At 68.5% G+C, this 13,212-nt stretch carries 11 protein-coding genes and 1 pseudogene; 10 read left to right on the plus strand and 2 right to left on the minus strand.

The features are described 5' to 3' along the window. Window positions 1-14 precede the first annotated feature (14 nt). Window positions 15-1,622, plus strand: a complete 1,608-nt coding sequence (locus AC07NS_RS08845; RefSeq protein ID WP_494602756.1) for a M61 family metallopeptidase — start codon at window positions 15-17, stop codon at window positions 1,620-1,622. 34 nt (window positions 1,623-1,656) lie between these two features. On the opposite strand, the gene rph is transcribed toward AC07NS_RS08845, so the two are convergent. Next, window positions 1,657-2,373 (minus strand): ribonuclease PH, encoded by a 717-nt coding sequence (gene rph / locus AC07NS_RS08850; protein ID WP_058348955.1) that lies wholly within the window; start codon window positions 2,371-2,373, stop codon window positions 1,657-1,659. A 124-nt stretch (window positions 2,374-2,497) separates the two neighbouring features. Between rph and hrcA the strand changes: the two genes are divergently transcribed. The 3 genes from hrcA (at window position 2,498) to AC07NS_RS08865 (ending at window position 4,719) form a co-directional block, all read left to right on the plus strand. Beyond that, window positions 2,498-3,574, plus strand: a complete 1,077-nt coding sequence (hrcA, locus tag AC07NS_RS08855; RefSeq protein WP_110120421.1) for a heat-inducible transcriptional repressor HrcA — start codon at window positions 2,498-2,500, stop codon at window positions 3,572-3,574. 13 nt (window positions 3,575-3,587) lie between these two features. Then, window positions 3,588-4,205, plus strand: a complete 618-nt coding sequence (gene grpE / locus AC07NS_RS08860; protein ID WP_494602757.1) for a nucleotide exchange factor GrpE — start codon at window positions 3,588-3,590, stop codon at window positions 4,203-4,205. A 136-nt stretch (window positions 4,206-4,341) separates the two neighbouring features. Further along, on the plus strand, window positions 4,342-4,719 hold the full coding sequence (locus AC07NS_RS08865; protein WP_494602758.1) for a GIY-YIG nuclease family protein: 378 nt from the start codon (window positions 4,342-4,344) through the stop codon (window positions 4,717-4,719). 170 nt (window positions 4,720-4,889) lie between these two features. Here the strand turns inward: AC07NS_RS08865 and AC07NS_RS08870 are convergent. After that, window positions 4,890-5,057 (minus strand): annotated as a pseudogene (locus AC07NS_RS08870) (DUF2061 domain-containing protein); the annotation flags it as partial. A 236-nt stretch (window positions 5,058-5,293) separates the two neighbouring features. Between AC07NS_RS08870 and dnaN the strand changes: the two are divergent. The 6 genes from dnaN to gyrB all read left to right on the plus strand — a co-directional run bounded on the left by dnaN (window position 5,294) and on the right by gyrB (window position 13,208). Further along, the gene (gene dnaN / locus AC07NS_RS08875; protein WP_494602759.1) at window positions 5,294-6,412 is read left to right on the plus strand and encodes a DNA polymerase III subunit beta; all 1,119 of its coding nucleotides are present in this window, start codon (window positions 5,294-5,296) and stop codon (window positions 6,410-6,412) included. A gap of 68 nt (window positions 6,413-6,480) precedes the next feature. Then, window positions 6,481-8,421, plus strand: coding sequence for a S9 family peptidase (locus AC07NS_RS08880; RefSeq protein WP_494602760.1), 1,941 nt, complete (start codon window positions 6,481-6,483; stop codon window positions 8,419-8,421). Further along, window positions 8,418-8,777 carry a hypothetical protein gene (locus tag AC07NS_RS08885; protein WP_494602761.1) on the plus strand — a complete coding sequence of 120 codons (360 nt, stop codon included), beginning with the start codon at window positions 8,418-8,420 and terminating at the stop codon, window positions 8,775-8,777. Before AC07NS_RS08880 ends, AC07NS_RS08885 begins: the two co-directional genes overlap by 4 nt. A 255-nt stretch (window positions 8,778-9,032) precedes the next feature. Continuing rightward, complete coding sequence (locus tag AC07NS_RS08890; protein WP_494602762.1) at window positions 9,033-9,410, plus strand: VOC family protein; 378 nt, start codon at window positions 9,033-9,035, stop codon at window positions 9,408-9,410. A gap of 172 nt (window positions 9,411-9,582) precedes the next feature. Beyond that, window positions 9,583-10,761 (plus strand): DNA replication/repair protein RecF, encoded by a 1,179-nt coding sequence (gene recF, locus AC07NS_RS08895; protein ID WP_494602763.1) that lies wholly within the window; start codon window positions 9,583-9,585, stop codon window positions 10,759-10,761. Next, the gene (gyrB, locus tag AC07NS_RS08900; RefSeq protein WP_494602764.1) at window positions 10,758-13,208 is read left to right on the plus strand and encodes a DNA topoisomerase (ATP-hydrolyzing) subunit B; all 2,451 of its coding nucleotides are present in this window, start codon (window positions 10,758-10,760) and stop codon (window positions 13,206-13,208) included. Before recF ends, gyrB begins: the two co-directional genes overlap by 4 nt. Window positions 13,209-13,212: the final 4 nt, after the last annotated feature.

Here is a 13,212-nt window from a genome sequence, read left to right on the forward strand (position 1 = left end):
GATCAGGCGTCGTGATGCGTAGGGGTGTGGGTGTTCTGGTGGCGGCGATCGTCTTGATCGCGGCCAGGGCGCAAGCCGCCGAGCCGGTGCGGCTCGAACTGAAGCCGAACGCCAGGGGCGTCGAGGCGACCTTCATCCTGCCGGACCCCGTGACGCGGTTCGCGCTGGAAGAGCCCGTCGAGGACGTTCGGGGCGACACTTGGCGTCTCCAGACGCCCGGCGTCGTGCTGGCCGAGGGCGTGGTGTCGCGGGCGGACGGCGGGGCCTTCTCGACCTTTTCGGTCCTGGTCACGCCCGACAGTCAGCCGCGTGACCGGCGCTATCCGGCCCTGACCGCGATCGGCGGCGGCTGGCAGATCTACGGGCCCTACTTCAAGGCGGCCGAAGGCGTCGTGGAGGGTCATGTCGTGTCGCCGAAAGGCTGGGCGACGGCGCCGGCGGGCGCGGGCGACCGCATTGCGCTGGACGGCTATGTCTATGCCGGTCCGGCCGGCGCCATCACCGCCGGGCCGGCGACCTTCGTGGCCGGACCCGAGACCCCGGCGATCATGCGTGACGCCGTCGCCAAGGCCGCCAGCCAGGCCGCCGCCTACTATACGAGGCGTCTCGGCGTGGAGCTCGGCGGCAAGCCGACGGTCATGATCGCCCTGGTCCCGACCTTCAATCCCGGCTGGCAGGGCGACACCACGGCGGGACCAGTGGCCTCGCTGCGCTTCTTCGGCCCCAAGGCCGGCCAGATGGACGCCGGCGACGCCGATCGCGCCGTCGGCTTCGTCAATCACGAGTTCTTCCATTTCTGGAACAGCCGCACCTTCAGGTCGCGGGACGGAGCCCGGGAAGCCTGGCTGCACGAGGGCATGGCCGAGTACGCCGCCCTGCTGGCGGCTCGGGAGGCCGGCGCCATGAGCGAAGCCGAGGTCGGCAAGGCCCTGGCCGGCCGGCTGACCGGCTGCGCCAACACCCTGAAGGCCAAGGGTCTGGCCGCCGATCCGCCACGGCGCGGCGGCGGCGTCTACGACTGCGGCGTGCTGGTGGAATGGATCGCCGACCTGCGGGTGCGCCGGACGTCGAACGGATCGCGCGACGTCTTCGATCTTTGGCGAACGCTTTTCGCCGAGGCGGGGCGAAACGGCGGGCAGTACGACAGCGCCGGATTGCTCGCCCTGGCGGGACTATCGGACAGCGTCGCCGACGAGCCGCTGAATCTGCTGATGCAGCCGGGCGGGCCGGACCGCTGGAGCCGCCTGACCAGCGCGATGGAGGCGATGGGCGCGAAGATCACGCCGACGCGCTCGGGCGAGGCCGAACGCCAGGCCCTGGTGATGCACGTGCTGGATCAGGTCTGCAAAGGCGATCGCGGCTATTACGGCGGCGATCCCAAGGCCCTGAAGCTGGACACCGGCGATCGGTGCGGCGCGTTGAACGGCGATCCGGCCATCGACGCCGTCGCCGGCCACGACATCATGACCGACGTCCATGCGGCCTTCGATGCGGCGGGACCCGTCTGCGCGGCCCAGGGCGAACTGGTCCTGAGCCTGAACGGCAAGGCCGTGGGCGCCGTGGCCTGCAAGGCGCCGATGCCGGCCAGGCCGATGGCCTGGACGGTGGATCGCTGGCGGTAGCCCCCGCCGCGAGGGCGGGGGCGGGGCTTGGCCCTTACTTGCCGATCGCGGCGCGCTGGAAGGCGAACAGCTCGCCGACGCCCTTTTCGGCCAGGCCGAACAGGGTGTCGAACTCGCCGCGGGTGAAGCCGCGCTTTTCGCCGGTGGCCTGGATCTCGACGATGTCGCCGCCGCCGGTCAGCACGAAGTTGCCGTCGGCCTCGGCGTTGCTGTCTTCCTCGTAGTCGAGGTCGAGCACCGGGGTGTCCTTGAACACGCCGCAAGAGATGGCGGCCACCTGGCCCAGGATCGGGTCGGCCTTCAGCACGCCCTCTTCCAGCAGGTAGTTGGTGGCCAGGCGCAGGGCGACCCAGGCGCCGGTGATGGCGGCGGTGCGGGTGCCGCCGTCGGCCTGGATGACGTCGCAGTCGAGGCTGATCTGGCGCTCGCCCAGAGCCTTGAGGTCGACGACGGCGCGCAGGGAGCGGCCGATCAGGCGTTGGATTTCCTGCGTGCGGCCGGTCTGCTTGCCGGCGGCGGCCTCGCGGCGGCCGCGGGTGTGGGTGGCGCGGGGCAGCATGCCGTATTCGGCCGTGACCCAGCCGGCGCCCTTGTTGCGCATCCAGCCGGGGACGTTCTCCTCGACCGTGGCGGTGACCAGCACCTTGGTGTGGCCAAAGCCGATCAGGCACGAGCCCTCGGCGTAGCGGTTGACGCCGGTTTCCAGCGTGACGGCGCGCAGTTGGTCGGGGGCGCGTTCGGACGGACGCATGCGGAAACTCCGGTCTGGTTGGCGGGGGCTAGTCGTGGTTGAAGGCGCCGCTTATCCTCCCCCGGACGGGAACCTCCAAGTCCCCGCTCGATTTTTTGTCCGCCAGTTCCTATCTCGAAGGGCCATGACGCAGCTTTTTCCGGGACCGATCGCTCGGACGCCCGGCCTGACCGAGCTGGACGCCCGCGCCCGCGACATCTTTCGCCGGGTCGTAGAGGCCTATCTGGAGACCGGCGAGCCGGTGGGCTCGCGCACGCTGTCGCGCGGCGGGATCCAGCTGTCGCCGGCCTCGATCCGCAACACCATGCAGGACCTGGCGCAGCTGGGTCTGCTGGACAGCCCCCACACCAGCGCCGGGCGGATGCCCACCCACGCGGGCCTGCGGATGTTCGTCGACGGCTTTCTGGAGGTCGGCGACGTCGGCGAGGACGAGCGGCGCGAGATCGAAAGCCGCCTCTACGCCAAGGGCCGCACCTTCGAGGAGGCGCTGAACGAGGCCTCGGCCATCCTGTCGGGCCTGGCCGGCGGGGCCGGCATCGTCGTCACGCCGGTGCGCGAAGGCGGGGTCAAGCACGTGGAGTTCGTCTCCCTGGGCGGCGGCCAGACCCTGGCGGTGATGGTGTTCGAGGACGGCACGGTCGAGAACCGGCTGATGCGCGGCGGGGCGGGGCTGACGCCCTCGGCCTTCCAGGAGGCGTCGAACTTCCTGAACGCCCGCCTGCGCGGCCGCACCCTGACCGAGGCCAAGGACGAGATCCGCGCCGAGCTGGAGACGGCTCGCCGCCAGCTGGACGAGACCGCCGCGCGCCTCGTGGAGGACGGCCTGGCCGCCTGGGGCGGCGGGGAGGGGGCCGAGCGGGCCCTGATCGTGCGCGGCCGCGCCAACCTGCTGGCCGAGGGCGGGGCCCGCGAGGACCTGGAGCGCGTGCGCCAGCTGTTCGACGACCTGGAGCAGAAGGGCCAGCTGATCGGCCTGCTCGACGACGTCCGCGACGCCGAGGGCGTGCGCATCTTCATCGGGGCCGAGACGCGACTCTTTTCGCTTTCGGGTTCCTCCGTGATCGCGGCGCCCTATATGACGGGGCGACAGAAGGTGCTGGGCGCGATCGGCGTGATCGGCCCCACGCGTTTGAACTATGCCCGGGTGATCCCGCTGGTGGACTATACCGCCCGCGTGCTCGGCCGGATGATCGATGGATGAGGACTGTTTGGAAATGACCGACGAGCAGACGCCGGCCGAAGACGTCGCTTTCGAAGCCGAGGACGCCGCCCAGGAAATCGAGGCCCTGAAGGCCGAGATCGCGGCGATGAAGGACCAGGCGCTGCGCTATGCGGCCGAGGCCGAGAACGTCAAGCGCCGCGCCGAGCGCGAGATGAACGACGCCCGCGCCTACGCCATCCAGAAGTTCGCCCGCGACCTGCTGGGCGCGGCCGACAACCTGTCGCGCGCCACGGCGGCCAGCCCGCGTGATTCGCAGGACGCGGCGGTGAAGAACTTCATCGTCGGCGTGGAGATGACCGAGAAGGAGCTGCAGGCGGCCTTCGAGCGCAACGGCCTCAAGAAGGTCGACCCGACCAAGGGCGAGAAGTTCGATCCCCACCTGCACCAGGCGGTGATGGAGCAGCCCTCGGACGAAGTCGCCGCCGGCGGCGTCATCCAGGTGCTGCAGGTCGGCTACGAACTGCTGGGCCGCCTCGTGCGCCCGGCCATGGTCGCCGTGGCCGCCAAGGGCTCCACCGGCCCGGCCCCGGCCGAACCGGCCGCCGCGGCCGCGAACCCGTACGCTGCTTCGGGTGAAGAGTCGGGCGGGTCGTTCGACACCAAGGCTTGATGAAGAGGCCCTCTCCGAAAGGAGGGGGCCTTTTTCATATGCCTCTCCGATTGTCATCCCGGCCGTAGCGCAGCGAAGCGCCGGGACCTCCCACGCCAGCCATGACAACCGGCCTTTCATGGGTAAATATCAACCCATGATTGAGGTGGTCTATTTCGTCTACATAATGTCGAACCGCAAACGCGGCATGATCTATGTGGGCGTGACCTCGGACCTTCCGACCCGTGTCCTGCAGCATCGTACCGGCGACAAGGACGGCTTCACCAAGCGCTACAACTGCCGTCGCCTCGTCTGGTTCGAGGGTTTCGACGACGTGCGCGACGCGATCGATCGCGAAAAGCGACTCAAGCGATGGCTACGGGCGTGGAAGGTCGACCTGATCGAGGCGCGCAATTCGGACTGGAAAGATCTGTGGCCGGGATTGATGGGCGAGGAGCGGTTTCCCTGGGAGGCCGAAGCGGACTTCCTGGCGCCAGGGGATCCGGGGACATTGACCTGGATGCGGAGGGACTGAGCGCCATCCCCTCATTGTCATCCCGGCCGAAGGCGCGCAGCGCCTTAGAGCCGGGATCTCCCACGCTTGCAGTTTTTGAACCGTGGGAGGTCCCGGCGCTCCGCTTCGCTACGGCCGGGATGACAAAGAAAATCGGATTTGGCTCACGCCGCAGCCTTCTCTTTCCCGACCTTGCTCCACACCCGCTCATGCAGGTTGAAGGCCACGGTCTGGACCATCGGTTCGACGATCCCGACAGCGAGCGCGACGCGCCAGTCGCGGGTCAGGGCGTAGGCGACGGCGATGGCCACGGTCAGGTGCATGGTGGCGTAGGTGGCGGTCTTCAGGGCGAGGCGCATGGCTTTCGGCCTTAGTTGCGATTGATTATCAATATAAGCTATCGCTGAAACCGATCAAGAGGACAGGTTTTCAACATCCACCCCCGTGATCCACAGCCATGGCTTGCGCCAAAGGCCTTGCAGGCTCTTCCCAGAGGCAGGGATTGCGCTAATGTCCGTGGTCCATTGACGACGGGGCGGGCGCTCGGGGGGATTCTCTTGACGACGACGGTTCCGCGTCCAGCCTGGACCGAGAAATGAAGCTTACCATCGAGCGGGCGGCGCTGCTGAAGGCGCTGGGTCACGTGCAGAGCGTCGTCGAGCGACGCAACACGATCCCGATCCTGTCCAACATCCTGCTGTCGGCGGATGGCGACACGCTCTCGTTCTCGGCCACCGATCTCGACATGGAGATCATCGACGAGGGCCTGGCCCAGATCGACGTGCCCGGCCAGATCACCGCGCCGGCCCACACCCTGTACGAGATCGTCCGCAAGCTGCCGGACGGTTCGGACGTTTCGCTGAACTTCTCGGGCGACGATCCGCGCCTGGTCATCCAGACCGGCCGCTCGCGCTTCAACCTGCCGGTGCTGCCGGCCGGCGACTTCCCGGTGATGAGCAACGAGGGCCTGTCGGGCCGCATCGCCGTCGACGTCAACGAGCTGATGCGCCTGATCGACAAGACGCGCTTCGCGATCTCGACCGAAGAGACCCGCTACTATCTGAACGGCCTCTACCTGCACACGGTCAACGAGGGCGGCGAGACCAAGCTGCGCGCCGTGGCCACCGACGGCCACCGCCTGGCCCTGGCCGAGATGCCGGCGCCGGAAGGCTCCGCCGGCCTGCCCGGCGTGATCGTGCCGCGCAAGACCATCGCCGAGGCCCGCCGCCTGCTGGAAGACGCCGGCGAGTCGATCGACCTGCAGGTCTCGCCCCAGAAGGTCCGCTTCGAGTTCGGCCGCGCCGCCCTGACCTCCAAGGTCATCGACGGCTCGTTCCCCGACTACATGCGCGTGATCCCCAAGGACAACGCCAAGATCCTGACGCTGGACAACGACCTCTTCGCCAAGGCCGTCGACCGGGTGGCCACCATCTCGGCCGAGAAGAGCCGTTCGGTGAAGCTGGCCATCGAGCCGGGCCGCATCACCCTGACCGTTCGCAACATGGAAGCCGGCCAGGCCGTGGAAGAGGTCGAGGTCGACTACGACGGAGAGCCCTTCGAGATCGGCTTCAACGCCCGCTACCTGCTCGACGTCTGCGGCCAGATCGCCGGCCCGCAGGCCGAGTTCCGCTTCGCCGACCCTGCCTCGCCCACCCTGGTGGTCGACCCGGTCGATCCGGGCGTGAAGTACGTGCTGATGCCGCTGCGGGTCTGATCGCGCGGTTCTGAACATGAACGGGCGCCCCCAGGGGCGCCCGTTTTGCTTTGAGGATAGCTGTTTTGATGAAGTCCCTGCTCGGCGCCTCGGTCGCCGCCCTGATCCTGGCCGGCGGACCGGTGCTGGCCCAAACCCAGCCCGTCGAGCGCCGCGAGATCGGCAATCAGATTCTCGAGAACGTGCCGGTCGCCGATCCGTCGATCCGCGAGAGCCTGGCGCGCTATCAGAACGCTCGTAGCGCGGCCTTCCAGGACTGGGCGGCCGACGGCGGCATGCTGATCGTCACGCGCTTTGGCAACACCAACCAGATCCACAAGGTCGCCGGCCCCGGCGCCGACCGCAGCCAGCTGACCTTCCATGACGAGCCGGTCAGCGGCGTCCACACCTTGCCCACGGGTGAGATCCTTTTCTCCAAGGACACCGGCGGCGACGAGTGGTTCCAGCTGTTCGTGCGCGACGCTTCGGGCCGCGAGACCCAGCTGACAGAGCCCGGTACCCGCAACCAGTCGCCGGCCTGGTCGGGCGACGGCAAGGTTCTGGTCTGGAGCCGGGCGACCAAGGGCTCGGCCAATTATGACATCGTGCTGCGCGATCCGGCCGCGCCGGGCGGCCGCCGGGTGATCTTCCAGGGCGAGGGCCAGGTCTCGCCGATCGACGTCTCGCCCGACGGCAAGACCGTGCTGCTGGGCCGCTATTTCTCGATCGGGCAGAGCAAGCGCTGGCTGCTCGACGTGGCGACCGGCAAGACCACCGAACTGAACCCGACCAAGGGCAAGGTCGCCTATGACGGCGGCGTGTTCACGCCCGGCGGCAAGTCGGTGCTGATGCTGTCGGACGAGGGCTCGGACTTCATGCGTCTGGTCGAGTTCGACCTGGCCAGCGGCAAGAAGGCCCTGGTCTCGGGCGAGCGGCCCTGGGACGTCGAGGACTTCAAGCTGTCGGGCGACGGCCGCGTGCTGGCCTACGTCGTCAACGAGGACGGCTATTCGAAACTGGTGGTGCAGGACTTCCGCACCCGCCGCGCCCTGCCGCAGCCGGAGCTGCCGGGCGGGGTGGTGTCGAACCTGGCCTTCTCGGGCGACGGTTCGAAGATCGGCTTCTCCCTGGCCACGCCCACCACCTCGAGCGACGCCTGGAGCCTGGATGTCGCCAGCGGCCAGGTGACCCGCTGGACGGCTTCGGAGCTCGGCGGTCTCGATCCCGCGGCCCTGGTCGCGCCGACGCTTGTGCGCTTTCCGTCGTTCGACAAGCGTTCGATCCCGGCCTTCGTCTACAAGCCCAAGCTGGCGGCGGGCGCGAAGGCCCCGGTGATCATCGACATCCACGGCGGTCCGGAAGGCCAGTCGCGGCCGGTGTTCAACGCCTTCCACCAGCACACGGTGGCGGAGCTCGGCGCGGCGGTGATCGTCACCAACGTCCGCGGCTCGTCGGGCTACGGCAAGACCTATCTCGATCTCGACAACGCCGAGAAGCGCGAGGATTCGGTCAAGGACATCGGCGCGCTGCTGGACTGGATCAAGACCCAGCCGGACCTCGATCCCAGCCGCGTGGTGGTCTACGGACAGTCCTACGGCGGCTACATGTCGCTGGCGGTGATGACCCACTATTCCGACCGCTTGGCCGGCGGGGTCGAGCGCTACGGCATCTCTAACTTCGTCTCGTTCCTGAAGAACACCGAGGCCTATCGCCGGGATCTGCGCCGCGTCGAATACGGTGACGAGCGCGACCCGAAGATGCTGAAGGCCTTCGAGACCATCTCGCCGCTGAACAACGTTTCCAGGATCACCAAGCCGATGCTGGTCATGCAGGGCTGGAACGATCCGCGGGTGCCCAAGTCGGAGTCCGACCAGGTGGTCGAGAAGCTGCGCGAGAAGGGCGTGGAGACCTGGTACGTGCAGTTCAAGGACGAGGGCCACGGCTTCCTCAAGAAGGTCAACAACGACCGCCGCCGCGAGGTCGAGACCCAGTTCCTGGAGAAGGTGCTGGGGACCGGCGCGGGTCAGTGAGCCGGGGCGGTCCGGCGGGCCTGCTGCGCGAGGAGCGCTTCGACGACCTCTTCGACCGTATGTTGACCCTTTGGGAGGCGATCGACTTTTCCGGCTGCGCGACGTGGTTCGAGCGGTCGGAGGCGGTCGCCGCGGCCTTCGCCTCGCTGGAGGCGGCAGTGGATCTGGCGGTCATGAACTCGGCCGTGCACCAGGCGATCGCGCCGGATGCGCCGTTCGAGGCTGCCGTGCGCGACCTGGTCGATCGTGACGTCGCGCGGACGATCTTCGAGATCGAGATGCGCCGTGTGCTGCTGGGCGCGGCGGGCGTCTGGCGGCTGGCCGAGGTCGAGGTCGCGCGGGGGTATTTCGGGTAGGGGCGCGGTTTCCAAAGCCCCAAAGAGTTTGCCTTCCCCGGCCTTGTGCCGGGGATCCATCGCTCAGCCTGCTCAGACCTTTCGAGCCTGTTCACCGTCTGAGCAGCGGCCGACATGGGGCCTCGCCACGAGGGCGAGGGAGGCGAGATTCTGTTGGCTGAGGAGCAGGGAAAACCGCCACCCAGGCCACACCCCTTGACGCCCGCCGCCGCCCCGCGCCACCGTCCGTTTCATAAGAAAACGGGAGGCCTCGCCATGGCGAAGATCAGTTACATGACCGTCGGTTCGAACCGGCTGGAGGAGGCCAAGGCCTTCTACGACGCCCTGCTGGGCTCGATCGGCATGAAGCCGTTGTTCGAGCACCCGTCCGGCGGGCGGCTCTATCGCGGCAAGGGCGTGGGCATGTTCGGGGTGCTGGGGCCGTATGACGGCAATCCGGCCTGCATCGGCAACGGCATGATGGGCGGTTTCGACTTCGAGACCCGCGAGGAGGTCGACGCCTTCCACGCCAAGGCCATCGAGCTGGGCGGCAAGTGCGAGGGCCAGCCGGGCGAGCGGATGCCCAAGGCCTATTTCGCGTACTTCCGGGATTTGGACGGCAACAAGCTGTGCGCCTACCGGCTGGGGGAATAGCGTCCCCTAAGCTCCCGTCATTCCCGCCCTTGTGGCGGGAATGACGGGAAGGAAGGTGGGGGGCAGGCCGCCGACGGCGTACCCCCTCACCCTCCCATGCCTTCGGCGCGGGTCCCTCCCTCTCCCCATGGGAGAGGTTTCAGTTGGGACCGACCTGCCTTAAGAGACGCCCATGGCGTCCGCCACCATCGCCCGCCTGCGGCTCACCGACTTCCGATCCTACGAGCGCGCCGATCTTTCGACCGGCGGGCGCAGCGTCTACCTGTTCGGGCCCAATGGCGCGGGCAAGACCAACCTGCTGGAAGCCGTCAGCCTGCTGTCGCCCGGCAAGGGTTTGCGCGGGTCGAGCCTGGCCGAGGTCGGGCGCCGGCAGCCGGGCGAGGCCGTGGGCCGGGCCTGGGCCGTGGCGGCCGAGATCGAGGAGGCCGACGGCGAGATCCTGAAGGTCGGCACCGGTACGGAACTGGCCGGGGCCTCGCGCCGCATCGTCCGCATCGAGGGCGAGACCGTGCCGCCGGGGCGGCTGGCCGACCATGTGCGGCCCATGTGGCTGACGCCCGCCCAGGACCGCCTGTTCCTGGAGGCGGCTTCCGACCGCCGCAAGTTCTTCGACCGGCTGGTGTTCGCCGCCGAGCCGGCCCACGCCAGCCACGCCAACGCCTACGACAAGGCCCAGCGCGAGCGCATGCGCCTGCTGACCGACGCCGCCGACGGCGGGGCGGCGGCCGATCCGGCCTGGCTGACGGTGCTGGAGGCGCGGCTGGCCGGGGCCGGGGCGCTGATGGTCCAGGCCCGGGCGCGGACCCTGACCGCGCTGCAGGCCGAGATCGACAGCCGGGGCGATCGACCTTTCCCGCAGGCCCGTCTGGCCCTCACCGGGGCCTGGGAGCAGATGGCCCTGGACGGCGCCGACGCGGCCGAGATCGAGCTGCAGCTGGCCCAGGCCCTGGCCGCCGCGAGGCCCCGCGACGGGGCCGCGGGGAGGGCGCTGACCGGCCCGCACCGGGGCGATCTGGCGGTGTTCCACGTCGACAAGGACCGTCCGGCCTCGGAATGCTCGACCGGGGAGCAAAAAGCGCTGATTTTGAACCTGGTTTTGGCCCAGGCGGCGAGACTTTCGCGTGCGGAATCCGCGCCGAATCCTATAGTGTTGCTCGACGAAGTCGCCGCGCATCTCGACCTCACCCGGCGAGCCGCTCTGGCCGACGAACTCACGGCGCTCAAGCTCCAGGCCTTCCTTACCGGCACGGACGAGTCGCTGTTCGACCATCTCAAGGGTCGGGCTCTGGGCGTTCGCGTCAGCGAGGCCGGTCTGACCCCCATTGAGTCTACGGCTCTGGAAGACGAATGACCGAGAATACCGAAGGCCAAGTCCCCGAAGTTCCCGAAGAAGCCGTCGCCGGCGAATATGGCGCGGACTCGATCAAGGTCCTCAAGGGCCTGGACGCGGTGCGCAAGCGCCCCGGCATGTACATCGGCGACACCGACGACGGCTCGGGCCTGCACCACATGGTCTACGAGGTGGTCGACAACGCCATCGACGAGGCCCTGGCCGGTCACGCCACCAAGGTCCAGGTGATCCTCAACGCCGACGGCTCGGTGACGGTCACCGACGACGGGCGCGGCATCCCCACCGACATCCACGAGGGCGAAGGCGTCTCGGCGGCCGAGGTCATCATGACCCAGCTGCACGCCGGCGGTAAGTTCGACCAGAACAGCTACAAGGTTTCGGGCGGCCTGCACGGCGTGGGCGTCTCGGTCGTCAACGCGCTGTCGGACTGGCTGGAACTGCTGATCCACCGCAACGGCAAGGTCCACCAGATGCGCTTCGAGCGCGGCGACGCGGTGACCTCGCTGAAGGAAACCGGCGTCTCGCCGGTGCGCGACGACGGCCCCAAGGCCGGCGAGGTGCTGACCGGCACCGAGGTGACCTTCTTCCCCTCGAAGGACACCTTCGCCTTCATCGATTTCGACCGGAAGACCCTGGAGCACCGCCTGCGCGAGCTGGCGTTCCTGAACTCGGGCGTCACCATCTGGTTCAAGGACAACCGCGACGCCGAGCCCTGGGTCGAGAAGCTGTTCTACGAGGGCGGCATCGAGGCCTTCGTGCGCCACCTCGACAAGGCCAAGACCCCGCTGCTCAAGGCCCCGATCACGGTCAAGGGCCGCAAGGACAAGGTCGAGGTCGACCTGGCCATGTGGTGGAACGACAGCTACCACGAGCACATGCTGTGCTTCACCAACAACATCCCCCAGCGGGATGGCGGCACGCACCTTTCGGCCTTCCGCGGCGCCCTGACCCGGGTGATTTCGAACTACGCCGAAAGCTCCGGCATCCTGAAGAAGGAGAAGGTCAACCTGGGCGGCGAAGACAGCCGCGAGGGCCTGACCTGCGTGCTGTCGGTCAAGGTTCCCGACCCGAAGTTCAGCTCGCAGACCAAGGACAAGCTGGTCTCGTCGGAAGTGCGCCCGGCCGTGGAAAGCATGGTCGCCGAGGGGCTCTCGACCTGGTTCGAGGAGCACCCGAACGAGGCGAAAGCGATCGTCTCCAAGATCGCCGAGGCCGCCGCGGCCCGTGAAGCCGCCCGCAAGGCGCGTGAACTGACCCGCCGCAAGAGCGCGCTCGACATCACCAGCTTGCCCGGCAAGCTGGCCGACTGCTCCGAGCGCGACCCGGCCAAGTCCGAAATCTTCATCGTCGAGGGCGACTCGGCCGGCGGCTCTGCCAAGCAGGCCCGCAACCGCGACAACCAGGCCGTCCTGCCGCTGCGCGGCAAGATCCTGAACGTCGAGCGCGCGCGCTTCGACAAGATGCTGTCGTCCGACCAGATCGGCACGCTGATCACGGCGCTGGGCGCCGGCATCGGCCGCGACGACTTCAACCCGGACAAGGTGCGCTACCACAAGATCGTGCTGATGACCGACGCCGACGTCGACGGCGCTCACATCCGTACGCTTCTGCTGACCTTCTTCTACCGGCAGATGCCGCAGCTGATCGAGCGCGGCTACATCTACATCGCCCAGCCGCCGCTCTATAAGGCCGCCAAGGGCAAGTCCTCGCGCTACCTCAAGGACGACGCCGAAATGGACGCCTTCCTGGTGGACGAGGGCGTCGATGGGGCCGAGCTGGACCTGGTCTCGGGCGAGCGCCTGATCGGCCAGGACCTGCTGGCCCTGGTGCAGCTGGCCCGCTCGGCCAAGGCCAATGTCGATCGCCTGGCGACCCGCGCCCCGGCCTCGGCCATCGAGCAAGCGGCCCTGGCCGGCCTGCTGGGCGAGACCCCGGACGCCAACGCCGCCGCCACGCGCCTGAACCTCTACAACGAGGAGGGCGATGGCCCCTGGTCGGGCGAACGCGGCGACACCGGCTTCGTCTTCAGCCGCGTGCGCCGCGGCGTGTCGGAGCGCATCGTGCTCGACGACGTGCTGCTGCACGCCGCCGACGCCCGCCGCCTGGCCGAACGCGCGGTCAAGCTGGCCGAGGTGTTCTCGGGCGTCGCCACCTTCCGCCGCAAGGACAAGTCGACCACGATCCGCGGTCCGCTCGACCTGGTGCAGGCGGTGCTCGACGCCGGCCGCAAGGGCCTGACCATCCAGCGCTACAAGGGCCTGGGCGAGATGAACCCCGACCAGCTGTGGGAAACCACCCTCGACGTCGACGCCCGCACCCTGCTGCAGGTCAAGGTCAACCACGCCGACGACGCCGACGACATGTTCAGCCGCCTGATGGGCGACCTGGTCGAACCGCGCCGCGAGTTCATCCAGGAAAACGCCCTGGACGCCGAAGTCGACGTCTGACGGC

This window comes from Caulobacter sp. GW821-FHT10A10, assembly GCF_059415745.1.